The following is a 26,483-nucleotide window of genomic DNA, read 5'->3' on the forward strand; positions in this document are numbered from 1 at the left end:
ATTGTAATTAAAGGTAGGGTACTACAGTTTTTTGACTGTAGCTACAGTGTTAACTGCTGCTCGATTGAGCAAATAGTTAACCTTTGTAACCAGTGGCTACAATAAAAACTTCTCGGGAACGAGCCCTTGAAGAGTCAGGTTTACGGATTTTCACGACTTTGAACATGTCACGAACGTCTTTTACGTATTGATCGAAGCCTTCGCCCTGAAATACTTTCACAACAAAACTACCATTGGGCGCAAGAACTTGTCGACACATATCTAAAGCTAATTCAACCAAATACATTGCACGTGGCTGATCGACCGAATTGTTGCCTGCTATATTAGGCGCCATATCAGACATCACCACATTCACCATAGAAGGTTGAATTCGATCCAGCAAAGCTTCTAGTACAGCGTCTTCACGGAAGTCACCTTGTAGAAAGCTCACGCCAGCAATAGGATCCATCGGAAGTAAATCACACGCGATGATTTTACCTTCGTCTCCTACTATCTTAGCAGCATATTGAGACCAACCACCGGGAGCCGCACCTAAATCGACGACAGTCATCCCAGGTTTCAATAGTTTGTCTTTGGTTTGAATCTCTTCCATCTTGAAGTAAGCACGAGAACGATAGCCCTTTTTACGCGCTTCATTGGCGAACTTGTCGTCAAAATGTTCTTTCAACCAACGACCTGAGCTCGCCGAATGTTTTTGTTTACTCATTCGATTCCTAACTAATAGAGGGACCAACTTGCCCAATAAATTATAGTCTTCAAGGGTAGATGGCGTTAAAATGGTATTTTTCAACCCTTATAGTAAAGAAAATTGGCCGCGTAATGAACCTAAGCACCAAACAAAAGCAGCATCTAAAAGGCCTAGCGCACAGTCTAAAACCTGTTGTGCTTATGGGCGCAAATGGACTAACTGAGGCTGTTCTAGCGGAAATAGAAATCGCTCTTAATCACCATGAACTGATTAAAGTGAAAGTTGCCTCTGAAGATCGCGAAACGAAAAACCTGATCATTGAAGCTATCGTACGCGAAACTGGCGCAGAGAAAGTACAAGTGATCGGTAAAACACTGGTTATGTACCGTCAGACTGAAGAGCGTAAAATCGAGTTGCCACGTAAATAAATACACCTCGGTTTCAATGCTATAAAAAAGGTCGCACTATGCGACCTTTTTGGTTTCTCAAACAGCCAATCTACGATTAAACGTATTCCACACTGTCAATTTCAAAGTCACGATCGCCACCTGGTGTAGAAATCACCACTTCATCGCCTTCCATCTTGCCAACCAAGCCGCGAGCGATTGGTGAGCTAACAGAAATACGACCAGCTTTGATGTCCGCTTCGTCGTCACCGACGATTTGGTAGGTTTTCTCTTCTTCAGTATCACAGTCAATCAAAGTGACGGTTGAACCAAAGATGACCTTGCCTGAATTATCCATCTTAGTAACGTCAATAACCTGAGCTACAGACAGCTTGTACTCAATATCACGGATCTGAGCTTCGCAAATACCCTGTTCTTCACGTGCGGCATGATATTCAGCATTTTCTTTCAGATCGCCTAATTCACGCGCTTCCGCAATAGCTTCAGAAATCTGTGGGCGAAGCTTTAGTAGTCGGTCTAATTCTTCACGCAGCTTTTGTTCGCCACGCACTGTCATTGGGACTTTTTCCATTGTTTACCTCATTGCCAAAGCTATCTTTGGACAAAACAAAACTACCCAATCCGGTGGATTAGGTAGTGAGTTAACTAATCAATTTCCTTTAGTGTAAACAAAGTTAGCGAGTAAATCATCTGAATTCAATATTCGATATTTTTGCGTCTTATATATGATAGTTCAATCAACTAAATTGCCTTCTCAAGTCTTTTTATAGTTAACCCATTGAATAAAAAGATCTAAATAATAGAAACATAAACAAACGATAAAAACGCAACACGCCCCCTTTAAAAACAAACAGTTGAGTATTTTTTACATTAAATAAAACACTGTTCATTAGTCCAATTTATATCATTTTACTAACTCATCGAGGAACTTTGGCGGTACAACAATGCTCACCAAATGCTCTATGACACTCAATGTGTGTGACGTTTCTTATTGATTATGCACTTGAAACCATAGAACGGAAGAAAGAGAAAGGCGAAGCCATGGCGGAGCGTTTTCTCAAAAAACTATTTATGGACAGTAAATTAGGACTTATAAGATGAACAAAACTCTGATCGCTCTAGCAGTTTCTGCAGCAGCAGTGGCAACTGGCGCAAACGCGGCGGAAATCTACAACCAAGACGGTAACACTATCGAAATGGGTGGTCGCGCGGAAGCACGTCTAGCTCTTAAAGATGGCAAGGCAGAAGACAACTCTCGCGTACGTCTAAACTTCCTAGGTACAGCTCAGATCACTGACAGCCTATACGGTGTGGGTTTCTACGAAGGTGAGTTCACTACTAATGACAATGGCGGCGCTACAGATGGCAACAACAGCTCATCTGATCTAACTAACCGTTACCTATACGGTGGTATCGGCGGTGCTTTCGGTGAAGTAACTTACGGTAAGAACGACGGTGCGCTAGGTGTTATCACTGATTTCACTGATATCATGGCTTATCACGGTAACTCTGCAGCATACAAAATCGCAATTGCTGACCGTTCAGACAACATGATCTCTTACAAAGGCCAATTTGCTGACCTTGGCGTAAAAGCAAGCTACCGCTTTGCGGATGGTTCTGCTGATGGCAACAACGGTTACACAGACAACGATGCAGATGGCTACTCTCTATCTGCAATCTACGCAATCGGCGAAACTGGCGTTAAGCTAGGCGCGGGTTATGCTGATGGAAACCAAACAGGTGTTGACGGCTTCACTGCGACAGATGTTGTTGAACGCAACCAGTACATGCTAGCAGCTTCTTACGCAATCAACGACCTATACTTCGCTGGTACATTTGTTGACGGCGAAGACCAAGTGAAAGGTTCTAGCTCAACAACTGATAAGACAGGTTACGAACTAGCAGCAGCTTACACTATGGGCCAGACTGTATTCACAACGTCTTACAACTACCTAGAAAACAAAACAGGTTCAACTAAAGAAGATGCTGCAGATAACATCGCTATCGACGCAACATACTACTTTAAGCCTAACTTCCGTGGCTACGTATCGTACAACTTTAACCTGCTAGACGACGACAAATCTTACATCTCTAAAGCAGATGCAGAAGACGAGCTAGCTCTAGGTCTACGTTACGACTTCTAATTTGTGACTTAATGTCATGAACTCTAAACGCCCGCTTCTAGCGGGCGTTTTTTTTACTGGCTATACTGCTTTCTTGTCTTTAGATCTCACGGCGCTTTGCTATGCAGCTTTCCAAACTGTTTCTGTTGTTTTTTATCTCTTTATTTTCTCTATCAGCTTTTGCCTATGCGCCCGTGGGTCAACTGCCCGATGGCAGTCGAGCTGCCCTACTTGTCGAATCACTCGACCAGCAAAACTCCTTACTTGATACTCACAATAGTGATCAGTACTTTCCTCCGGCGAGTACACTCAAACTCGTCACTGCCTTGGCTGCAAAGCTCGAGCTCGGTGATAACTTTCGCTTTGAAACCCAACTTGAGCAAATCGGTAAAGATGTTGTCATCCATTTTTCTGGCGACCCGACTTTGGCAACTGAGGATTTGAAGCAACTATTTGTCGTCGCCAAAAGAAATGGACTTAGCCGAATTGATGGAGACATCTGGTTAGATAACAGTGCGTTTACTGGATACGACCGCGCTGTCGGCTGGCCGTGGGATATACTAGGCGTTTGCTATAGCGCGCCGGCAACTGCCATTTCGCTTGATGGTAACTGTGTCCAAGCTTCTATTTATACTCAAGAGGATGGCAACACACGCGTGTACGTACCGGAGCACTTCCCTGTCTACGTAACCACTCAGGCATCAAGTGTCAGCAAAGACCAGCAAGAAAGTACTCAGTGTGATTTAGAACTTATCTCCTCTCCAGATAACCATTATCAGCTTCAAGGTTGTTTAACCGAGCGCAGCAAACCACTGCCACTCAAATTCGCGGTACAAGATCCTGAGCTTTACACTCAACGAATGTTAAACAGCGTGTTGAACCAATTAAATCTGCCTTTCTCAGGAACGGTACGAATTGGACAGCCTGCTCATTCAACCAACAAGGCCCTTCTAGCCACTCACAGCTCCTTACCACTCACAGAGCTACTTGAGACCATGCTGAAAAAATCGGATAACCTGATCGCCGACAATCTAACTAAAACTCTGGGGGCCAAGTTTTATATCCAGCCCGGTAGCTTCAGCAATGGTACTGAAGCCATTAAGCAGATCATTTTTTCTAACACCGGGATAAACTTAGAAGCCACTCCAATGGCCGATGGTTCCGGTTTGTCACGCAACAACCGTTTTACCAGCCAGGCGATGTCGAAAATCTTGCGCTATATCTGGCTCAACGACAGCACATTGAAGATGATTGATTTGATGCCCAAGTCGGGTGAATCTGGCACGCTAAAATATCGCCGAAGTATGCGTAAAGAACCGATAAAAGGTGCATTCATCGCTAAAAGTGGCTCACTTTACGGCAGCTACAATATGGCTGGATTTGGGCTCGATAGCTCAGGGAAGCCTACCACCTTGTTCGTACAGTACGTGGCGGATTATTTGCCGCCAAAGAAAAAGAGCGATGATAAACCTACCATCGCTCCTATCACACAATTTGAAACCTTGTTCTATCAGGACATCGTAAAGTTCAGTCAGGCGATACCTAAGAAATAATTCACAACGGTGAAATAAATCCACATACCGGATATATCGACAATCGAAGCTAACACTGGGCTCACCAATACGGCTGGGTCCAGTTTGAATGCTCGAGCGAGTATCGGTAGCAAACCACCTAAGGTTGTCGACATCGTCACCTGAATAAACAGTGCGACAGCAATCGCCAGTGCGATATTGCTCAGATCAAAGCCGCCCGTTGATGTCCCATCACTGAACAACATGACTCTGCCAACGATGACCAAAGCGATAGCCAAAGCCAAACACAGTGCAACACGACTTTCTTTCCAGAATACCGCCAACCACTGGCGTTTTTTCAGCTCCCCTGTCGCTAAGGCTCGTATCACCAAAGTCGCAGCTTGAGACCCAGTGTTGCCACCAGCTGCAGCAATGACGGGCATATAAACCGCCAACAATACTAGCTGACTCAAGGTGTCCTCATACTGGGCAATGATCAGCCCAGAAACGATACCCAGCAACGCCAAGGCAATGATCCAGCCAATGCGCTGTTTCACATGCCCCAATACTGATGTACTAAGATAACTGTTAGATGTTTCCACCTCTGAATGAATCAGGCCTAACTGATGCGCGTAATGGCGCGCGAGTTTGTCATGGCCTTCATTTTCCAGCACAGAAATCAACTGCTGGACATAACCAACTGAACAGTGGTGCAAGATAGCCACCGCTTCTTCAATAGGCATCACTGTCAAAAGATGAACCTGATGTTGTTGCTCGTATTGCAGAAATGCATTGCGAGCTGCCCCAATCTCTTCCGAAGAAAAATTTAGGGTGTTTTCAATGTATGTATTGCTCATTACCGTCATGGCGAATCTCCCGATTGGCAGTAGGTAACGACCATCCAGCTACAGCACGCACAACAAAACGAACGCATACTGAGTATGAGTCTGTAACTGAATACTAGATAGGAAGGAGAAAAATCTGAGATTACTTTAGAAAAGAGTCACTCTGCCACTTAGGCAGAGACGAAGATCGCCAATACCGAAGCGGTTTATTTTTCTCCCTTCATACTAGGAGGATGGTCGGTATTGTTCATAAAAATCTCCGAATGAACTGCCAGTTTGGCAGCGCGGGCATGATAACAAAGCGCAGGCTTTTTTACAGTCAATTTAATGAAAAAATCTCTGATTATTCGCCAAATTTCTCGTATTAAAAAAGCGCCATTGAGGCGCTTTTTGTTATCGATGTTCAGCAGACGCTTACTTAATCGTAATACGAGCAAATTTACGTTTACCAACTTGGAATACGTACTTACCTGCTTGTGGCGCAAACTTAGAATCGGCGACTTTTTCACTATCAATCTTCGCAGCACCTTGCTTGACCATACGCATCGCTTCAGAGGTCGACGCACATAGGCCTGCTTCTTTCAAAAGGTTGCTAACCGGAAGGCCTGCATCAAATTCAAACTCTGGCATTTCATCTGGAATTTGATTCTTAGCGAAACGATTAACGAACTCTTGCTCTGCAGCATCTGCATCCGCTTCGCTATGGAAGCGAGCAATGATCTCTTTTGCCAGCAAGACTTTAATGTCACGTGGGTTCTTACCTTCAGCAATACTTGCTTTGAACTGTTCGATTTCTTCCAAAGGACGGAACGACAGCAGCTCGTAGTAACTCCACATCAAATCATCTGAGATTGACATGATCTTGCCAAACATTTCACTTGGCGCTTCACTGATACCGATGTAGTTGTTAGCAGACTTCGACATTTTCTTCTCGCCGTCCAGACCAACAAGAAGTGGCATCATTAGTACCGCCTGTGGCTTCTGACCATTGGCTTTTTGCAACTCGCGGCCCATCAGTAGGTTAAACTTCTGATCGGTACCACCTAGCTCAACGTCAGTTTCCATCGCGACAGAGTCCCAACCTTGCAGCAATGGGTACATAAACTCATGGATAGCGATTGGCTGACCGCCTGCGTAACGCTTTTTAAAGTCATCACGTTCAAGCATGCGAGCAACGGTTTGGTTCGCTGCAAGACGGATCATACCTTCTGCGCCTAATTCAGATAGCCATTCCGAGTTGAACTGAATCTTAGTTTTCGCAGGATCAAGGATCTTAAACACCTGTTCCTTGTAAGTTTCAGCATTTCGAAGTACATCTTCACGGCTCAGTGGTGGACGAGTACTGTTCTTACCCGTTGGGTCACCGACCATAGCGGTGAAATCACCGATAAGGAACGTCACTTCATGGCCAAGCTCTTGGAACAAGCGTAGCTTATTGAAAATAACCGTGTGACCCAGGTGAATGTCTGGAGCGGTTGGATCGGCACCCAACTTAATACGTAGAGGACGATTCTCTTTCAGCTTTTCAATCAGCTCTTCTTCTGGAATTAGCTCTTCAACGCCGCGTTTAATCTCGGCCAGTGCAGCTTCAATGCTCGCCATTCTTGTTCACTCCCACAGATTTGGCAAAAATTTGGTAATTTCCCATCTTACTTGAATAGCGATGCTTTTTGAAACCAGTTAGACTAAACAGCTAGCTATTTTTACTGAATTTTTTAGAACGAACATAAATGTTGTCTATTTTCGCTCGACTTCCATGGATGCACCGAGCCTGTATCGCCTTATTTAGTGCACTGATTGTCATCGCACTGTTTCTGCCATCACCTCAAGATCTCAGACCGGATGAGAAGCTTTATGAGGTTGGTGAACATTACCCTATTGCTATCAATGCTGAGGCGTTGATCTCTTCAGACTCAGAAAACACGGCGGCGTCGCTGCGCTGGGAGAAACACACCATAGGTTCTGGTGACAGCATGGCTCTGCTTTTTCAACGCGCAGGTCTCTCCTCCCGTCTACTTTATGATCTGACCACGACCAGCAAAGAAATTAAACAACAGCTAACACGTGTCCGCCCTGGTGACTCATTTCAGTTCGGTTTCGATACCGATGATCAACTGGTTCAGATAAAACGTCAGCTCAATGCTTACGAAACCTTTTTAATTACTCGTTCTGAGACTGGCTTTACGTCTCAACTCGATAAAAAAGAAGTCCATTACCAATACAACTACGCAGAAGCAGACATCACATCTAATTTCTGGAACGCGGGGGTTGGCGCAGGTCTCACTGCCAATCAGATTATGGAGCTGGCTGGTATTTTTGGTTGGGACATAGATTTCGCGCTCGACATCCGTAAAGGCGATCATTTTGAGATCCTGTATCAGGAGCGCGTGGTAGAGGGAGAAGTGGTTGGACGTGGTAAGATTATCGCGGCAATTTTTACCAACCAAGGCGATACCTTCAAAGCGATTATCAATGACAAGAATGGCAACTACTACGATGAAAATGGTCGTGCGATGAAGAAAGCCTTCTTGCGTTCGCCACTGGATTTCCGCCGTGTCTCTTCGAACTTTAATCCTCGCCGTCGCCACCCAGTGACAGGAAAAGTACGTGCACACAGAGGAACAGATTACGCAGCCCCAGTAGGAACACCAATTTGGGCCGCTGGTGATGGTATCGTGCAAAAATCCAGCTACAACCAGTTCAACGGTAATTACGTGTTCATCAAACACAGCAATACTTACATCACCAAGTACTTGCACTTAACCAAGCGAACGGTAAAAACCGGTCAACGTGTCAAACAAGGCCAAACTATTGGTACTTTGGGCGGAACAGGACGAGTGACTGGTCCGCACCTACATTATGAGTTTCTAGTCAATGGTGTTCACAAGAACCCAAGAACCGTTAAGCTTCCGCAATCTAAGTCATTAACTGGTAAAGATAAGGCTACCTTTATCGCCAATGCCAAGTTAAGGCTCGAAAAACTCGATCGCTACGGTGAATTGCTCGCGACTCGCTAAATTGTGTTAAGAAAAAGCCCGCAACTGCGGGCTTTTTTAATCTTCTACTATGATATTCGCGTTTTCTTCAACCTTGTGCTGTCGACCCAGCATCAGCAAGCATGGTGTCAACACCAAAGTTAACACCGTTGCAAACGCTAGCCCCCCAGCAACAGCGGTTGCCAATTGCGACCACCACTGGGTACTTGGAGCGCCGAATTCAACCTTCTGGTTAATTAAGTCGATGTTCATTTCCAGTACCATAGGCAGCAGACCTAGGATTGTCGTCACAGTAGTCAACAGAACTGGACGTAAACGCTGCATCCCCGTCCTTAAAATCGCATCTCGCTTATCCATACCGCGCTTGAGAAGCTGATTGTAGGTATCAATCAAAACGATGTTGTTATTCACCACAATGCCCGCCAAAGCAATCACGCCAATACCTGACATAATGACGCCAAATGGCTTTTGGAAAATCAACAAACCGACAAAAACGCCCACGGTGGAGAACAACACCGCACTGAGGATCAAAAACGCCTGATAGAAGCTATTAAACTGAGTGATCAAGATTAACGCCATCACCACTAAAGCGATCAAAAATGCCTTCTGTAAGAAAGCGGAGGAGTTTTCCTGCTCTTCATTTTGCCCCCGGATCTTAAACTCGACCCCATCTGGCAAGTTCAGATCGGCAAGTGCTTGTTCAACGTTAGGCAGCTCCAGCGCTAAGTTATAGCCTTCTTTCATGTCGGCAAAAATATTGATCACTCGATGCCCGTCTATACGCCGAATCGTGTCCTGCTTATGATCGGGAATAATGCTGGCAAAGTTGGTGATAGGGACCATACCCGCGGCGGTTTTGACTTTAAGCTGATCAAAACGGCCAATATCACGCTTATCTTCTGGGTAACGCACCAGAATATCGACCTCTTCAGTGGCATCATCTGGTAAATAGTCCCCAAGTTTGAGGCCATTGGTGACAAATTGAACCGTATTGCCCACCAATGTCGCATCAGCAAGAAAGCGTGAGGCATCATCACGACGAATGTCTATCTGCCAGTCGATGCCTTCTTTGCTTGATGTATCACTAATATTGGTGAAAGCAGGGTACGCATCTGCCCAGTGACGAACCATTTTCGCCGCGCGATCTAGTTCTCCTGGAATACGCGTCGACATTTCAATAACCAGATCATGCTCCACAGGCGGTCCAGCATCTGGGAACTTGTACTCGATTTCTACTCCAGCATATTGGTCGGTCGTCTGCTTTAGTTCATCAATGATAGTTTTTACTTTACGCCGATACTGCCAATCCACAGGCGTGATCTGAATCTGTCCGATTTCATCATCCCCACCCGTTTTGGTATAAACGCTTTCAAACTCATCATGACCAAGCATGACAGACTCGATATCACGCATGATGACGTCTTTTTCATTTATCGACAGATCGCCATAAGAACGTACTTTGACAGTAAAGAATGGCGGATCTACCTCAGGGAAAAACTCTGCACCTAAGCCCGCTTTGGCGTAGGTGAGGCCGACTCCCACAGCAAGTAAAATCGCGCTTAACAGAATTTTTAGTGGATGGCGTAAAGCGATGTTAAGCGTTTCAAGATAGAGTTTGGTCAGCCCGGTGGCCTTGGAAAAGTCACCATCGTGCAGAGCGACCATTTTCTCACGTTGTTGTTTGGTGACATGCTGCGGCTTACCAATCAAACCGCCGAGTACAGGGACAAACAACAATGCCATCGCCAGTGACGCTGCCAATGTCGCAATCAGAGTCAAAGGCAGGTATTTCATAAACTCGCCAGTAATATCTGGCCAAAATAACAACGGAGCAAATGCCGCTAAGGTTGTCGCGGTAGATGCGGTAATCGGCCATGCCATACGTTTAGCGGCATCCCGGTATGCGTCTCGGCGCGGTGTTCCTTCTTGCATGCGGCGATCAGCAAATTCCGTCACAACAATCGCCCCATCCACCAGCATACCGACCGCCATGATCAACGAGAACAACACCACGATATTAACTGTCAGGCCGAACACAGAAAGAACCAATAGTCCCGTGAGGAATGATCCGGGAATGGAAATGCCCACCAATAATGCCGTTCGGACACCCAAGATAGCGATGATCACCACAACAACCAGAATGATCGCTGACAGAATATTGTTTTGTAGATCATTGAGCATCATTTTGACGTCTTTAGACTGATCCCAAGTGTATTTCACTTGCAAATTATTCGGCCAGTCGGCGCGCTTTTGACCTTCCTCCATCACCTGCTTGATCAAAGCGACAGTCTCAATAATGTTTTCACCCGCGCGCTTTTTCACATCCAAAACAATCGCAGATTTGCCATCAAGGCGTGCATAGCTTTCAGGGTCGCGAAACGCCCTGCGCACCGTTGCCACATCACCAAAAGTGATCACTTGTTTTCCGTCAACCTTAACTGGCAACTCAAGAACATCTTTCAACGAATCAAATACCGATGGGACTTTTACCGAGAAGCGGCCATAACCAGTGTCAACAAAGCCTGCAGCCACGACTCGGTTATTGAGGGCAATCAGATTATAGATATCCGCTTGGTCTAATCCGTAGCTTTCCATCAATAAAGGGTCAACAATGATCTCGACAATGTCTTCCCTATCTCCAGCGATATCGACTTCTAAGATCTGACGAAAACTCTCCAGCTTATCTCGGAGTTGACGGGCTATTTGCACTATGGTGCGCTCGGGCACCGTACCATACAAAACCACCGTCAAAGCCGGCTCTTCTGAAGCGAACGTTACCTCATTGACCGTCGGTTCATCACTCTCTTCCGGTAATTTGGGCTTCGCTAAGTCAACCGCTTCTCGCACATCCGCCATGGCTTTATTCAGATCCACACCGACACTGAATTCCAACTGTACAGAAGCATGTCCTTCAGAAGCGGTTGAGGTCATTTCCTTAACCCCTTCAATCGAGCGCAACTCTTGCTCGATTGGGCGAACCAAGAGGCGTTCAGCATCGGCAGGTGAAATCCCCTGATGCCCCACGGATACATAGATAATTGGAATGGTAATATCCGGGCTGGATTCTTTCGGTACCGTCAGATAAGTCATAACACCAGCTATCAGGACGAAGACCAATAGCACCAGCATGGTACGGGTACGGGATAAGGCCGCATCTATTAAGGCGTACATAATGACTCCTTACTATTGCTGCTCGACAGCGATCACTTGGTCGCCGTCTCGTACAAAACCTTGCCCGGTGGTGATAATACTGACCTGCTCACCCAAACCTGTCAGCCACACGCCGTCCTGCTCTGCTTTTACTAGCTGAATCGGAATAAAGTGCACTCGTTCATCGACAAGCGTTTTAACCCCTAAGTTGCCAGATTCGTCTAAGGCCAACATTGCTGGAGTCACTTTCACCGCCAGTTGCTGCTTAAGATTGAGCTCCACTTCGGCACTGATCCCTGCAGGAATTTTTTGCTGTGGATTAGGCAGAATAATTTCTATCGGAAAAGTATTGGTTGAAGCTGAAGAAATCCGAGAAATGTAACGAACCTTACCCTCGACTTTTTCGCCACCAATAAAACTGACTGACGCAGGCTGGTTTAGCGTGAGGTCTTGGATATGCCGCTCGCTCACATCGGCTTCAATCACTATCTGACTGAGGTCAATCAAACTAGCGACCGGATCACCAACGCCAACAAAATCACCGAGTTCGATATCTAAACTGTCGACAATACCGCTAAATGGTGCCGTAACCGCGGTGTTTCTCAGAGCAATCTTGGCATTGCTCACCATTGCTTTGGCTTCAACTAAGGCCGCCTGCGCATTACTGAAAGCCACCTCACCTTGTAATCCTTTATCTTTAAGTGACTGAGCTGCCTTGTATTCTTTCTCACGCACTTTAAGCATGGCCTTGGCACGCTCAAGCTGGATCTCCAAATCCCCTTTATCAATCAAAGCAATAACTTGTCCCTGCTTAACGCTATATCCCTTACGTACTTTTAACTCAACAATTTTTCCCGCGATCTCTGCGCCGAGCTTGGCCTGTTTTTCTGGTGCGGTTCTGCCGTATAAGTCGATGGATTTATGGGTACTTTGAGCAGTAAAGGTCTGAAAGGCCACTTTAGCCAATGGCACAACCTCTTGTTGATGCTCAGGCTGACCATCGTCCGCTTTAAGTGTGCCAAGACCGAGCCAAATCGATAAAATGAGAATAATAACGAGTGAAACAATGTAGGGTCTGACCGCGAGAAAACGGAATAGTGAAAATTTGCCCATAACAATCCCTTGCTGAGTAAAAGCACCAACTTTTATAAGCTCAGGATATAAATTAACCAATAAAAAATAAAATACAGTTGGACAGTAATTTAGCCGAGGTCTCAGTTCTGACCTGGTTGCATAGATATTTGGCAGAAAAGAAAAAGCCGCGACTTAGCGCGGCTCTGCAAATTAGACTTTTAATTTAGACACTAAATGAAGCGCCACAGCCACAAGTTGTTGTCGCATTAGGGTTATTTACGAAGAAACGTGAACCTTCCAAACCCTCGGTGTAATCCACCTGACCACCAACAAGATATTGTAGGCTCATTGGGTCAACTACAAGCGTTACGCCACTATTTACAATCGTCGTATCGCCGTCATTGACACTCTCATCGAATGTGAAGCCATACTGAAAGCCGCTACAGCCCCCACCCGTAATGTAAACACGCAACTTCAGGTTTGGATTTTCTTCTTCAGCGATTAGTGCGCCAACACGTTGTGCCGCTGCATCTGAAAATGTTAGTGGGATATTTAGTTCGCTCACGATGACCTCTCTCACTCATGTAAATCCAATCACTGTGTACAGTGTTGGATAAATCATCTTTCTATAATCGCTCCATTATCTAATACCTGAGTTATCCGTTCAAGTATTCACCACCTTTCGTGGATTTTTTTCATAAAAACTCCGCTTTCTTGATGGAAAACTGCCCATAATGTGGCGCAAAGCGTTTTCTTGAACGGGAATCGACAGGTACAATGCCAGCCAAATTGGTCCGAGCAATCAAAAGAGGATATATCCATGACCAAATCAGCAGAGCTTTACGAAAAAGCACAACAGACTATTCCTGGTGGCGTTAACTCTCCAGTACGTGCTTTCAACGGCGTTGGCGGTGCACCTATCTTTGTAGAACGCGCAGATGGCCCGTTGATTTTCGATGCTGATGGTAAAGCTTACATTGATTATGTTGGCTCTTGGGGCCCGATGATCCTTGGCCATAACCACGCAGTCATTCGCGAAGCGGTGATTGAAGCTGCGCAGCGTGGTCTAAGCTTTGGTGCACCAACTGAAATGGAAATCCAAATGGCTGAGCTGGTCTCTGAACTCGTGCCATCAATGGAACAAGTCAGAATGGTCAGCTCAGGTACAGAAGCTACTATGAGTGCCATTCGTCTCGCACGTGGTTTTACCAACAGAGACAAAATCATCAAGTTTGAAGGCTGCTACCACGGTCATGCAGACAGCTTACTGGTAAAAGCAGGTTCCGGTGCACTTACGCTTGGTCAGCCGAGCTCTCCAGGTGTTCCTGCAGACTTTGCTAAGCACACGCTAACAGCCACGTTTAATGACTTGGATTCTGTTCGCGAGCTGTTTGCTGCGAATAAAGGCGAAATCGCTTGTATCATCGTTGAACCCGTCGCGGGTAATATGAACTGTATCCCACCAGTTGCTGGTTTCCACGAAGGCCTACGTCAAATCTGTGATGAAGAAGGCGCACTGCTGATCTTTGATGAAGTCATGACAGGTTTCCGTGTCGCTTTAGGCGGTGCTCAAGGTCATTACAATATCAAGCCAGATATCACGACACTAGGTAAAGTCATCGGTGGTGGTATGCCAGTGGGGGCCTTTGGCGGTCGTAAAGACGTGATGCAATACATCGCGCCAACAGGTCCGGTTTATCAGGCAGGTACGCTGTCTGGCAACCCAGTAGCGATGGCTGCAGGTTACGCTTGTTTAAGCCTACTGAAAGAAGAAGGTAACGAAAAACGCCTCGCTTCAAAAACCAAACAATTGGCTGATGGCTTTAAATCTCTTGCTGAGCAACACGGTATTCCAATGGTCGTCAATCAAGTGGGTGGCATGTTTGGCTTCTTTTTTACGGAACAAGAAGAAATCACGTGTTACGAAGACGTCACTAAATGCGATATCGAACGCTTTAAACGCTTCTTCCACCTAATGCTAGAACATGGTGTGTACTTAGCACCTTCTGCGTTTGAAGCGAGTTTCACTTCGCTAGCACACGGCAGTAAAGAAATTGAAGCAACATTAGAAGCGGCTGACCGCTGCTTTGCAATTCTAGCCAAAGAAGCATAATTCATCGTTGTAATAAATGACAAAAGGCTGCGCATGCAGCCTTTTTTATTGCCAGTTAAATACGACTAAAACGACCAGCAGAACAAGAATCAGGGAAAACCAAGGAATTTTCCGCTTAGGTTTTGCGCTTCCACAACAGGACTTATCATCATTGCAGCATCCCATAGTTTTTCCCTCCGCTGATAACATTTTGATTTTGCGTTGAAGACTCAGTAATTTACAGCCATTATACTTCTATCACGATGAATAATTGGACAACAAACGTGTCAGAAAAACTCAAAATAACTTCCAGCCATTGGGTATTGATTGTTGCGCTACTTGCTGCTGGCTTTGCCTGCTTTTTATTAGTTGAGCCTTACATAAACTCAATTGTGATGGCGTTTATCATTTCTCTGCTGATGTTTCCTATCCATGAGTGGATCGAAAACCGAATGCCGAATCATAGAAACATCGCGTCGTTGCTGTCTTGTACCTTACTCACCGTCATCATAGTGCTGCCTCTTCTTTTTGTTTTCGCCGCCATTGTTCAACAAGGTTCAGCATTCTCACAAAACGTCTACCAGTGGGTGACCCACGGTGGCATCCAAGCCCTGTTCGAACATCCATGGGTAGTAAAAGGCTTGTCTATCATTAATACCTACTTACCTTTTGATGAGATTCAACCTCAGGAAATCGGTCAGAAAGTGGCTCAGTTCGCCACCTCATTTGGCTCGAACTTAGTCGGTATCAGTGCAAAAATTCTTGGCGATGCGACGAACTTCCTACTCAACTTCTTCCTGATGTTGTTTGTTTTGTTCTTCTTACTTCGTGATCACGACAAAATCATTGCCGCGATTCGTCATATCCTGCCACTGTCTCGCAGCCAAGAAGACAAATTGCTGGATGAAGTTGAGCAAGTGTCCAAATCTGCCGTAATGGGCTCATTTCTAACCGCAATCGCGCAAGGTCTTGCTGGCGGTATCGGTATGTGGCTCGCTGGTTTCCCAGGGCTGTTCTGGGGTACGATGATGGGCTTCGCCTCCTTTATTCCTGTAGTCGGCACCGCATTGATTTGGATACCTGCAGCGGCCTACCTGTTCTTGACTGGAGATACAACGTGGGCGATTTTCCTTACTATTTGGAGTGTCGCTGTCGTTGGTTCAATTGATAACCTGCTCAGACCATTGTTAATGCAAGGCAGTGCAGGAATGAACACTCTAATGATCTTCTTCTCTCTATTAGGCGGTCTTCACTTGTTTGGCTTGATTGGATTGATCTACGGCCCTTTGATCTTCGCCATTACCATGGTGCTGTTTAATATTTATGAAGAAGAATTTCAGGATTTCCTCGATGAACAAGATCAAAACTAAGATCTAGGAAACAGGAAAACTTCAAGAATGCGGGGGATTATGCGAAAATCCCCCGTCTTTTTTCAGCCAGAGTCCATTATGTCTGCCTATATTGCACCGAGCCAAATTGCACAACGACAACTCGCCTACTTTAAAGGTAAACATGTTCTTGTCGCTGGGGAGTCAGAAGACCTGTTCCCAGTAGAGCTCAGCAAACACTGTGAATCTGTCACCGTGTTTACCACCAACTATGGTTACTACCGTCAATTAGAGTCTACCCCCCAAGTAACAACTGTGTTTGGCGCTGAGTTTACTGACCAGACTCAAGCCGACATGATCCTACTGTACTGGCCAAAAGCAAAAGCCGAAGCCGAGTTTTTGCTGGCTATGTTGTTGGCTAAACTAGGCCCAGAGACTGAAGTTGTCGTTGTCGGTGAAAATCGCTCAGGTGTAAAAAGCATTGAAAAGATGTTTAAACCCTACGGGCCAATCAATAAGTTCGACTCCGCAAGACGTTGTTCTTTTTACTGGGGGCAATGTCTTGAGCAACCTGCTGAGTTTAATCTTAATGATTGGTTTAAGCAGTATCGGGTCAGCTACCAAGGGCATGAACTGACGATCAAAAGCTTACCTGGGGTATTCAGTCACGGCCAGTTCGATATCGGCAGTCAACTGCTGTTAGATACTTTGCCAGCGCTGTCAGGGAAAGTATTGGATTTTGGCTGTGGTGCCGGAGTGATTGGCTCTGTCATGGCGACGCTCAATGCTGAGATTAAACTCGAAATGTGCGACATCAGCGCACTGGCGGTCGAATCCAGCAAAGCAACATTAGAAGCCAACGGTCTAAAAGGACGAGTATTTGCTTCAGACATTTATTCTGATACCAGCCAAGACTATCAATTTATTATTAGTAACCCTCCTTTTCATGCGGGTTTAGATACCAGCTACAGTGCGACCGAAACTTTATTAGCCGAAGCACCAAAACACCAACGCTCGGGTGGTCAGCTACTTATCGTTGCCAATAGCTTTCTCAAGTATCCACCTATCATTCAGCAAGCATTTGGTAATTGTGAGACGCTAAATAAGACCAATAAGTTCACAATCTATTACGCAAAAAAATAGACATTTAGCCCGATATAACGCTTTATATCGGGCTCACCTTCTCTCCATTCGCAAAAATTGCGCATTCATCCACGCTTTAACTCAGACTTACTTGTCAAAGTAAAAAAACTCGTTAATTTTGTCATTCTAGGATAGTTACGTTTTTTACTGGGCATTTTATTGCCTGCCTTCATTACGGAAAGTCTAGTTAGCTCATGTTTAAGTTGTACCGAAAACAAAGATTTAAGCGCCTGCAACATACTTTAATGCTGGCATTTCTTGTATTGAGTATTACACCGCTCACGATCATCGCGATTTTTTTCCTCCAATCTCATACCAAAGATTTGCAGGAGCAAAGTACTTCGCACTTAATCTCCGTACGAGACAGTAAGCAGCAACAAGTCACTGACTACATGTATGCCAAAGAATCGGAAGTCATGGGCTTTGTCCGCTCTGAACTGGCTTATGCCAGTGGCGGGCGTTTCTACGGCTTGGTCAATGCATTTCGCAGCTTAGGACTGGATATGGCTCAGGCACGCGAGTACGCTCAGCGGCGTTACATTCCTGGCTCAGGCGATCAGATCAAAACCTCAATACTTCCTCAGTCCAATGTTTATACCGGCACTGAGCGCTATCGACTGCTGCATAAGCGCTATCACAGAGCCTATCTGGAACTGCTCAAACGCTCAGACTTTGACGACGCTTTGCTGGTTGATTTAGAAGGTAACGTCACCTACTCCATCTTTAAACACGACAACTACGGCACCAATCTGCTTACTGGCCGCTTTCGTGATACCAATCTAGGCAGAACCTTCCACAAGCTGAAAACTCAGGTTACTGAAAAGCGTAAATCCAATGAAGATTACACACCGGTGATCATCTCAGACTTTGAGATGGACAGAGGTAAACCTGTCGCGTGGCTCGGCGCTCCCATCGTTCAGCAAGGTTATCTCCACAGCTACGCCATGTTCCGTTTACCAAACAATGGCATCACTAAGCTAATAGCTGATACCAACAACGCTTCAGCAATGAAAACTTTACTGGTAGGTGCTGACCATAAATCAAGAACCATGGCGTATGAGCAAAAAGACATCGATAAGAGCCGCGAAGTTGTTGATTTAGCATTGGAAGGAAAAACCGATGTTGGAACATACACAAACACGCTAGGAGAGGCGACCATCGCGGCTTACAGTCCGATTTCGTTTAAAGGTGTCGACTGGGCCATTGTGGTAGAAGTGCCAGAAAAAGAAGCTTTTGCACGCGTCCACCAACTCGAAACTCTTTTCGTATTTGCCATGCTATGTGCAATTGTACTGGTGGTTGCAGCGTCCCATTACTTGTCTAATTTTATTACCGCGCCTTTGTTGAAGCTGACGTGGGCGGCAGAAAAAGTCTCGGCTGGCGATCTCGATACAGACATCATCAATACAGAGCGAAAAGATGAGATAGGCCGACTGGCCATCAGCTTTGAGCGCATGCAACGCTCCATTCGCGACAAAATACTGCTCATAAAACAGCAAAATGAAGAGCTGGAGAGCAACCTAAAGCTGATCCAAAAGCAAAATGACGAGCTGCAATTGGCGAACAAACTCAAAGATGAGTTCCTCGCCACCACCTCTCATGAATTGCGAACTCCACTCCATGGCATGGTAGGTATCGCAGAAGCGCTGATCTCCGGCGCTAATGGGCCAATTACCGCGGATCACAAGTACCAGCTCGACATCATCATTAGTAGCGGCCAGCGCTTGGCCACATTGGTTGATGACCTGCTTGATTACCACAAAATGCGTTACGGTAATCTCGATATTGAAACCCGAGCTGTGGATATCTCCGGAGCAACGCGCTTGGTGCTCGAACTGTCGACTCACTTAGTGGGCAACAAACCCATTCGCATCATTAATCAGGTTCCTAACGATCCGCTATGGGTATGCGCCGACCCTCAACGCTTAGAGCAAGTTCTATACAATCTCGTTGGTAACGCCATCAAATACACCAGTGAAGGTAAAATCGTCATTTCCGCCACTCAGGTCGACGACAACATCCGCGTTCAAGTAGTAGATACTGGTCAGGGGATCCCTGCTGAGCAACTTGAGCACATTTTTGAACCCCTGATTCAGGCTGGCAGTGATAGTAGCCGTTATCGCCAAGGGGCCGGCCTTGGTCTATCTATCAGCCGTCAGTTGATTGATTTGATGCAAGGCACGCTCTACGTAAGCAGCCAACCTATGGTTGGTACGACCTTTAGTTTCACTTTGCCAATCGCCTCAACCGAGCAAATAGGCCTCGCAAGCCATATCGAAGGCGCGCATTTCATTGCTCCAGAAAACAATGACCTAGAAATAATCGAAGGCTCAAATTTACCGGAAAATCCTGACGGGCCATTGCTGTTAGTGGTCGATGATGAACCGGTCAATCTGCGTGTCTTAGACAGCTTCCTTCGCCTCGAAGGCTACCGAGTACGCACCGCTAAAAATGGCGAAGAAGCCGTTGAATCCGTTGTTCATGAAAAACCAGAACTGATGCTACTCGATATCATGATGCCGGGAATGAGCGGCTATCAGGTGTGTGAAGTGTTGCGTAAAGACTATGATCATGCTCAGCTCCCCGTCATCATGCTCACAGCATTGAATCAGCCCGATGACAGAGTTCGAGGTTTCGAAGCCGGAGCCAATGACTACTTATCAAAACCTTTTAACAAACAAGAGCTCGCCGCACGGATTACAGCACATTTGACCGCGAGCAAAGCTGAACAGCGTCGGATTGAAAACCAGCAACTACAAACTGAGCTTAAGCAGCGCGCCATGGTTGAAGCTAGTTTACTGGAAACTCAGGGGCGTTTATTGGAACAATTGGAATCCGCACCAGAAGCGATTATCTGCGTACGTGACGACAATAAAATCCGCTTCACCAATGATGCTGCGTCTCGCCTATTTAAACGCACCACAGAACAATTACGCCGTTCCAATGCAGATGAGTTGATTGCACCAAAATTCCTTAACGTAGAGCAACCGCACTACTGTGGCGTCATTGATGTTTATGTCGAAGATGTCCGCCAGCACTTGTCCGCAGACATTCTCAAACTTCCAGAAGGCTCTGGACTCAAATCCATGTACATCTTTAACGTGGGGGGCAGTGTCAATGCCGCGCGGATCAATAACCTAGAAACCGCGGTTGAAGCCCTTTCCAGCTACGCGTTTGAAGGGGATAAGGCCAAACTGCAAGAGTTAAAAGAGTTAGGTGGAGAGTTTACGCGGTTAGCTGATCGAGCCACCACTGATAACAAGTCCAAGCAAGAAGTCATGCGTGAAGTTTTAGTTGATGCAATGACAAGTGCGCTAACTTATTGGGAAAGCGTTACTGGTCAAAGCAAGTTTGCTTTCGCAGAGCAAAGCGGGTTATGGCGTGTGTACCTCGACCGTAGCACCTTACAGACTCGGACTCTGGACAAATACCTGCGAGTCGAAACGTTACCAAAAACACCGCGCTGGCGAACGGTACTGAGTTCTCTTGAGTACATCCTTGAACACTGTAAAGAGATGAGCCCTGAGCGTACTCATATTGAGAGCCTTCGCGATAAGCTGCAACACCTCCTAACCAGCTAAGTAGCCCCCATATTCCATATAAACCCGCTTTAAGCGGGTTTTATTTTGTCTCTCGCTACCTTTCTATAAATGGCTCTGTCTCATCAATAGCCCGATGCACTTTTTAGCCTTATAAAGTTTTTACACAATAGAAAACAACCTGATTTAGGCTCCGCTAAGACACTCTAATTACATCGGGAGAGCCACTTAAAAACCGTCTATTTAGCGCTATCTAGAAGAAAAGAACTCAGTTTGCGAACACAATCACAACAAGACGGCAGAATTAATTTTCCGCAAGAAAATAACCTTGATAAAGACTAGTGATAATGATCTCATATAGCTAGAAGCTTCTACATACCACTAACATAACTGAGCAGCAATGTAAGTAAACACTAACAAACAATAAGTCATAGCTATGGTAGTGCGAGTGAGTTCAAATTTAGGAATAGCTCGATTGTTGATTAAAAAAGGGGCTAATTAACGTTATTGACGTCAATAAGGTACTTTTTAACGTTTTTGACGAGATAGGCAATTGCCAAATTTAACGTAAAGGTGTTTTCTTAACTTGCCTAAGGCCTACAGGCCACTCAATTTTCCTGCTCCTCCGGCATGGTGAAATAATACTTGAGGTAGGTTTTAGGGAGTGTCCATCAGTTGATGGCATTCAATTCCATAAGTGAAATGAAAGCAAATAGTAAGGAACAGCTATGCTTGCCAACATTAAAAGAACAACACTAGCAACAGCAATTATTGCTGCAGCGACAACAGGATTTACTTCTGTCGCTACCGCCGCTGAACGCAGTGAACTAACAGTACACCCTAAAGAATTCACCACTTTTGTACGTAACTTTAACCCGTATTTAGGTGCCACTAACCTTCACACAACAACAGACTTCTTATACGAACCTCTTGTTGTGTTTAACGAAATGCATGGTAATACTCCTGTATTCCGTTTGGCTGAAAGCTTCAAAATGTCTGATGACCTAATGAGCGTTACTTTCGATATTCGTAAAGGCGTGAAATGGTCAGATGGCGAAACCTTTGATGCAAACGACGTTGTTTACTCTTTTAACCTAGTAAAAGAGAAGCCAGAACTGGACCAAAGTGGTATCAACTCTTGGGTGGCTGGTGTTGAAAAACTAAATGACTACCAAGTCAAATTCCGCCTAACGGAAGCGAACTCTAACGTTCCTTACGAGATTGCTAAGGTGCCAGTTGTTCCTGAGCATATTTGGAAGGATGTTAAAAACCCAGCGACCTTCACTAACGAAAACCCTGTAGGTTCCGGCCCGTTCACTGAAATCGATACCTTTACAGCGCAACTGTACATTCAGTGTCGTAACCCGAACTACTGGGATGCAGACAACTTAGAAGTAGATTGTCTTCGTGTGCCTCAAATCGCGAACAACGATCAGTTCCTAGGTAAAGTGGTTAACGGCGAAATGGATTGGACGTCATCTTTCATTCCAGATATCGACCGTACGTATGCAGCTTCAAGTCCTAGCCACCAATACTGGTATCCACCAGCGGGTACTCAGGCCTTCGTCATCAACTTCAAGAACCCAGATGCAGCTAAGCATGAAGCGTTGAACAATGTTGATTTCCGTCGCGCGTTCTCTATGGCACTGGATCGTCAAACCATCATTGATATTGCTTACTACGGTGGCGGTACAGTGAACGACTTTGCTTCAGGTCTTGGCTACGCATTTGAAGCTTGGTCTGACGAAGATGTTCACAACAAATACAAAGCGTACAACACCTACAATGTTGAAGGTGCAAAAGAGCTGCTAAACAAAGCGGGCTTCAAAGATGTCAATAAAGATGGCTTTGTAGACACGCCATCAGGTAAATCATTTGAGCTTCTGATTCAATCACCAAACGGTTGGACAGACTTCAACAATACTGTTCAGCTAGCGGTAGAACAGCTCGCTGAAGTCGGCATCAAAGCCAAAGCTCGTACACCAGATTTCTCTGTGTATAACCAAGCAATGCTGGAAGGTAGCTACGATGTCTCGTACACCAACTACTTCCACGGCGCGGATCCATACACTTACTGGAACAGTGCTTACAACTCAGCATTGCAATCTGGTGATGGCATGCCTCGCTTTGCCATGCACTTCTACAAAAATGACCAGCTAGATGGCCTACTGAACAGCTTCTACAAAACAGCTGATAAAAACGAGCAGCTAGAAATTGCTCACGGCATCCAGCAAATCATTGCCGCAGATCAAGTGACTGTACCTGTGATGTCTGGTGCTTACATGTATCAATACAACACAACTCGCTTCACTGGTTGGTGGAATGAAGAAAATCCGAAGGGCCGTCCAAACATTTGGGCTGGTATCCCTGAGCGTCTACTTCACGTTCTGGACCTAAAACCAGTTAAGTAAGCGTTCTATCTATGCGGCGTACATTCCGTACGCCGCTTTATCCCCAAAAGCTTTGACCTATTAAAGTGTGGCGCCAGTCGTCAGGGGATTGTTCGCTCTCAATTTTGACTTTCGCTAGGAGCGACCTGAAACCAGAAACAGGGAAAATCTGGGTGAGTAAGGTGTAAGTTATGGGTTATTTTTTAAGACGTTTGTCATTTTACTTTGTCGCACTTTTAGTTGCCGCGACACTTAATTTTATTATTCCGCGTGCAATGCCGGGTGATCCGGTCACCATGATGTTTGCTAACGCATCTGTCCAGGTGACGCCTGAGCGCATTGCCGCCATGAAAGAACTACTGGGCTTTGTCGATGGTGGACTCTTTGTCCAGTACATCGCCTACATGAAGAATATACTCAGTTGGGAACTGGGCACCTCAATCCAGTTTTACCCACTCGCTGTTAATGACTTGCTAGGCAGTGCCTTTGGTTGGTCACTGTTCCTTGCGGGTACAGCGGTCATCCTATCTTTCTCGATCGGCTCTATTCTGGGTATCTACGCAGCTTGGAAGCGCGGTAGCAAATACGACGCATTCATCACACCGGGCATGCTCATCATCCAAGCCGTGCCGCAAGTCGTCATTGCCATGATTGCGATGTTTATTTTCGCGATTGGCTTGAAGTGGTTCCCGACTGGCTACGCTTATACAGCAGGCACATCTCCAGATTGGACGAGCTGGGCATTCATTAAAGATGTGGCTTATCACGCCGTCCTACCTCTTTTCTGTGCGTCTGTAGTTCAAATCGGCGGTTTCCTTGTCAACATGCGTAACAACATGATCAACCTACTCGCAGAAGACTACATCACAATGGCTAAGGGCAAGGGCTTGAGTGAAAACCGTGTGGTCTTCAATTACGCAGCACGAAATGCCTTGCTACCTAGTGTAACCGCCTTATCCATGGCGCTAGGTATGGCGATTGGTGGTCAGTTGATCATCGAAATCATCTTCAACTATCCAGGTTTAGGCTCAGTACTTTTCAATGCAATTAAAGCTCGTGACTATCAAGTTCTTCAGGGCCAGCTACTGATCATGACGCTGTTCATGCTGTTCTTTAACTTATTGGCTGACATGCTTTATGTCGTGCTTGACCCTCGCCTACGTAAGGGAGGCAAATAATCATGAAGGGATTCATCAAACTCATCATAGGTAACCCAATCGCTTTGATTGGTAGCATCATCATCGGCATCTTCTTGTTTATTGCGCTTGCAGCACCTCTGCTCACTAAACACGCACCGGACAAGCGTACAGGTAACCCACACGAGTACCCAGCGTTCATCGTGAAATCAGCACAAGCCAACCCAGACGGTTGGGTGGCAGAAAACCTAGCGACAGACCGCCGAACGCTGTTGATGTCGAAAAAAGCCGATCACACACTTGGCACCACCCGTATGGGACGCGATGTCTGGTCACAATTTGTCCACGGTGCTCGAGTATCACTTGCCGTAGGTTTTGGTGCTGGTATTACCGTGTGTTTCCTTGCGACTGTGATCGGCATTTCCGCAGGTTACTTCGGTGGTCGGGTCGATGACTTTTTAACTGCAGCTATGAATATCATGCTGGTCATCCCACAGTACCCTTTACTATTCGTACTAGCCGCTTTCATTGGTGAAGCTGGGCCATTAACCATCGCGCTGATCATTGGCCTGACTGCATGGGCTTGGGGCGCTCGGGTAATTCGTTCACAAACTCTAGCTCTACGTGAGAAAGAGTTCGTTAAAGCCGCAGAAGTACTCGGAGAATCGTCTTGGCGCATCATCTTTGTCGAGATCCTACCTAACCTAATCCCAATTGTGGGCGCAAGTTTCATTGGTTCAGTGATGTACGCCATCATGATGGAAGCAACGATTTCCTTCCTTGGATTAGGTGACCCTAACACCGTCAGCTGGGGCATCATGCTCTATAACGTTCAGACCTCCTCCTCAATGCTAATTGGCGCGTGGTGGGAACTGTTTGCACCATGTGCGGCCCTTATCCTACTCGTTACTGGATTGGCATTACTTAACTTCGCTGTAGACGAAATTGCTAACCCGCAGCTGCGCTCGCACAAAGGGATGAAGCGTTGGAAAAAGCTAGCCCAGCAAGACAAAAAAGAACGTGAGCCAGAACTGGCACCACAAAATGCACTTTGGAGCGGAGATAAATAATCATGACAGCACCACTCATTTCTATCCGTAACTTATGTGTTGATTACATCACAGCAGCAGGCGACGTTCGCGCCTGTAACAATGTCAGCTTTGATATCGCTCCCGGTGAAGTCTTTGGCTTGGCGGGAGAATCTGGCTGCGGAAAATCAACGGTCGCGTTCTCGTTAATGCGACTGCACAAGCCGCCAGCATTTATTACCGGTGGAGAAGTCATCTTCAATGGCGAGAACATCCTCAATTACAGCGATGAAAGAATGCAAGCCTTTCGCTGGAGTGAGATGTCAATGGTGTTTCAGAGTGCGATGAATGCGCTGAACCCAGTGTTGCCAATGGAAGAGCAATTTTGCGACGTGATTATGCGTCATACCAACATAACGCGTGAGCAAGCACGTAAACGCGCAGAAGGGTTACTGGAGATAGTAGACATTCATCCAAGCCGTTTGACTGACTACCCTCACCAGTTTTCCGGTGGTATGCGCCAGCGCTTGGTCATCGCCATTGCCCTCGCACTGAACCCTAAAATGATCATTATGGACGAGCCAACCACTGCTTTGGATGTTGTGGTACAACGCGAGATTCTTCAGAAGATCTACGCTCTGAAAGAAGAATTTGGTTTCTCTATTTTGTTCATTACTCACGATCTCTCACTGATGGTCGAATTCTCAGATCGCATCGGCATTATGTACTCAGGTGAACTGATCGAAGTCGCACCATCGAAGCAAATTTTAGAAAGCCCTTACCACCCGTACACCAAAGGGCTGGGAAGCTCTTTCCCTCCACTCACTGGTCCAAAAACGAAGTTGACTGGTATCCCTGGCAACCCACTCAACCTGCTGGAAATTCCACAAGGTTGTCGATTCCAAGCACGATGCGATCGTGTCCACGAAGCCTGTACCAAGATACCAACTCAACTGAAACAAATAGAGCCAAGTCGTTTCTCAAACTGCCACCTATATGGTGAGCCAATAGCCCAAGCCAAACTCTAGCGCTG

Annotated in this window: 19 protein-coding genes; 12 read left to right on the forward strand and 7 right to left on the reverse strand. The window is 46.0% G+C overall.

The window, feature by feature from the left end:
* Window positions 1-76 precede the first annotated feature (76 nt).
* Window positions 77-706, reverse strand: a complete 630-nt coding sequence (gene rlmE, locus FIU99_RS13665) for a 23S rRNA (uridine(2552)-2'-O)-methyltransferase RlmE (protein WP_006958070.1) — start codon at window positions 704-706, stop codon at window positions 77-79.
* A gap of 113 nt (window positions 707-819) precedes the next feature.
* Here rlmE and yhbY point away from each other — a divergent pair, with 113 nt between their 5' ends.
* Entirely contained in the window at window positions 820-1,116 is a 297-nt protein-coding gene (gene yhbY / locus FIU99_RS13670) for a ribosome assembly RNA-binding protein YhbY (protein ID WP_006958071.1), read from the forward strand.
* A 76-nt stretch (window positions 1,117-1,192) separates the two neighbouring features.
* Here yhbY and greA read toward each other — a convergent pair whose 3' ends face one another.
* Window positions 1,193-1,666 (reverse strand): transcription elongation factor GreA, encoded by a 474-nt coding sequence (gene greA / locus FIU99_RS13675; RefSeq protein ID WP_006958072.1) that lies wholly within the window; start codon window positions 1,664-1,666, stop codon window positions 1,193-1,195.
* Between the two features lie 526 nt (window positions 1,667-2,192).
* On the opposite strand from greA, the gene FIU99_RS13680 reads away from it, so the two are divergent.
* Together FIU99_RS13680 and dacB are read left to right on the forward strand one after the other, a co-directional pair.
* Entirely contained in the window at window positions 2,193-3,239 is a 1,047-nt protein-coding gene (locus tag FIU99_RS13680; RefSeq protein WP_006958074.1) for a porin, read from the forward strand.
* 101 nt (window positions 3,240-3,340) lie between these two features.
* Window positions 3,341-4,771 (forward strand): serine-type D-Ala-D-Ala carboxypeptidase, encoded by a 1,431-nt coding sequence (dacB, locus tag FIU99_RS13685; protein WP_006958075.1) that lies wholly within the window; start codon window positions 3,341-3,343, stop codon window positions 4,769-4,771.
* Here the strand turns inward: dacB and FIU99_RS13690 are convergent.
* Window positions 4,750-5,595 (reverse strand): magnesium transporter, encoded by an 846-nt coding sequence (locus tag FIU99_RS13690; RefSeq protein ID WP_006958076.1) that lies wholly within the window; start codon window positions 5,593-5,595, stop codon window positions 4,750-4,752. The genes dacB and FIU99_RS13690 overlap by 22 nt on opposite strands.
* A 393-nt stretch (window positions 5,596-5,988) precedes the next feature.
* Window positions 5,989-7,176 carry a tyrosine--tRNA ligase gene (tyrS, locus tag FIU99_RS13695; RefSeq protein ID WP_006958077.1) on the reverse strand — a complete coding sequence of 396 codons (1,188 nt, stop codon included), beginning with the start codon at window positions 7,174-7,176 and terminating at the stop codon, window positions 5,989-5,991.
* A gap of 128 nt (window positions 7,177-7,304) precedes the next feature.
* Between tyrS and FIU99_RS13700 the strand changes: the two genes are divergently transcribed.
* Window positions 7,305-8,591 carry a peptidoglycan DD-metalloendopeptidase family protein gene (locus FIU99_RS13700; protein ID WP_006958078.1) on the forward strand — a complete coding sequence of 429 codons (1,287 nt, stop codon included), beginning with the start codon at window positions 7,305-7,307 and terminating at the stop codon, window positions 8,589-8,591.
* A gap of 36 nt (window positions 8,592-8,627) precedes the next feature.
* On the opposite strand, the gene FIU99_RS13705 is transcribed toward FIU99_RS13700, so the two are convergent.
* The 3 genes from FIU99_RS13705 to erpA form a co-directional block, all read right to left on the reverse strand.
* The gene (locus FIU99_RS13705; protein ID WP_006958079.1) at window positions 8,628-11,741 is read right to left on the reverse strand and encodes an efflux RND transporter permease subunit; all 3,114 of its coding nucleotides are present in this window, start codon (window positions 11,739-11,741) and stop codon (window positions 8,628-8,630) included.
* 12 nt (window positions 11,742-11,753) lie between these two features.
* Window positions 11,754-12,833: an efflux RND transporter periplasmic adaptor subunit gene (locus FIU99_RS13710; RefSeq protein WP_006958080.1), complete on the reverse strand. Its 1,080-nt coding sequence runs from the start codon at window positions 12,831-12,833 to the stop codon at window positions 11,754-11,756.
* Between the two features lie 184 nt (window positions 12,834-13,017).
* Complete coding sequence (erpA, locus tag FIU99_RS13715) at window positions 13,018-13,359, reverse strand: iron-sulfur cluster insertion protein ErpA (protein ID WP_019276906.1); 342 nt, start codon at window positions 13,357-13,359, stop codon at window positions 13,018-13,020.
* 255 nt (window positions 13,360-13,614) lie between these two features.
* Between erpA and hemL the strand changes: the two genes are divergently transcribed.
* From hemL to FIU99_RS13755, 8 genes are all read left to right on the forward strand, one after another.
* Window positions 13,615-14,907: a glutamate-1-semialdehyde 2,1-aminomutase gene (gene hemL / locus FIU99_RS13720; RefSeq protein ID WP_006958083.1), complete on the forward strand. Its 1,293-nt coding sequence runs from the start codon at window positions 13,615-13,617 to the stop codon at window positions 14,905-14,907.
* Between the two features lie 263 nt (window positions 14,908-15,170).
* Window positions 15,171-16,256 (forward strand): AI-2E family transporter, encoded by a 1,086-nt coding sequence (locus FIU99_RS13725; RefSeq protein ID WP_006958085.1) that lies wholly within the window; start codon window positions 15,171-15,173, stop codon window positions 16,254-16,256.
* Between the two features lie 78 nt (window positions 16,257-16,334).
* Entirely contained in the window at window positions 16,335-17,357 is a 1,023-nt protein-coding gene (gene rsmC, locus FIU99_RS13730) for a 16S rRNA (guanine(1207)-N(2))-methyltransferase RsmC (RefSeq protein WP_039951301.1), read from the forward strand.
* A gap of 194 nt (window positions 17,358-17,551) precedes the next feature.
* On the forward strand, window positions 17,552-20,938 hold the full coding sequence (locus FIU99_RS13735; RefSeq protein ID WP_006958090.1) for a response regulator: 3,387 nt from the start codon (window positions 17,552-17,554) through the stop codon (window positions 20,936-20,938).
* Between the two features lie 686 nt (window positions 20,939-21,624).
* Entirely contained in the window at window positions 21,625-23,307 is a 1,683-nt protein-coding gene (locus tag FIU99_RS13740; protein WP_006958092.1) for an ABC transporter substrate-binding protein, read from the forward strand.
* Between the two features lie 170 nt (window positions 23,308-23,477).
* Complete coding sequence (locus tag FIU99_RS13745; protein ID WP_006958093.1) at window positions 23,478-24,464, forward strand: ABC transporter permease; 987 nt, start codon at window positions 23,478-23,480, stop codon at window positions 24,462-24,464.
* A gap of 2 nt (window positions 24,465-24,466) precedes the next feature.
* Complete coding sequence (locus FIU99_RS13750; RefSeq protein WP_006958094.1) at window positions 24,467-25,492, forward strand: ABC transporter permease; 1,026 nt, start codon at window positions 24,467-24,469, stop codon at window positions 25,490-25,492.
* A gap of 2 nt (window positions 25,493-25,494) precedes the next feature.
* On the forward strand, window positions 25,495-26,478 hold the full coding sequence (locus FIU99_RS13755; protein WP_006958095.1) for an ABC transporter ATP-binding protein: 984 nt from the start codon (window positions 25,495-25,497) through the stop codon (window positions 26,476-26,478).
* Window positions 26,479-26,483: the final 5 nt, after the last annotated feature.

The organism is Vibrio sp. THAF64 (genome assembly GCF_009363455.1).
Classification (GTDB): Bacteria; Pseudomonadota; Gammaproteobacteria; order Enterobacterales; family Vibrionaceae; genus Vibrio; species Vibrio coralliilyticus.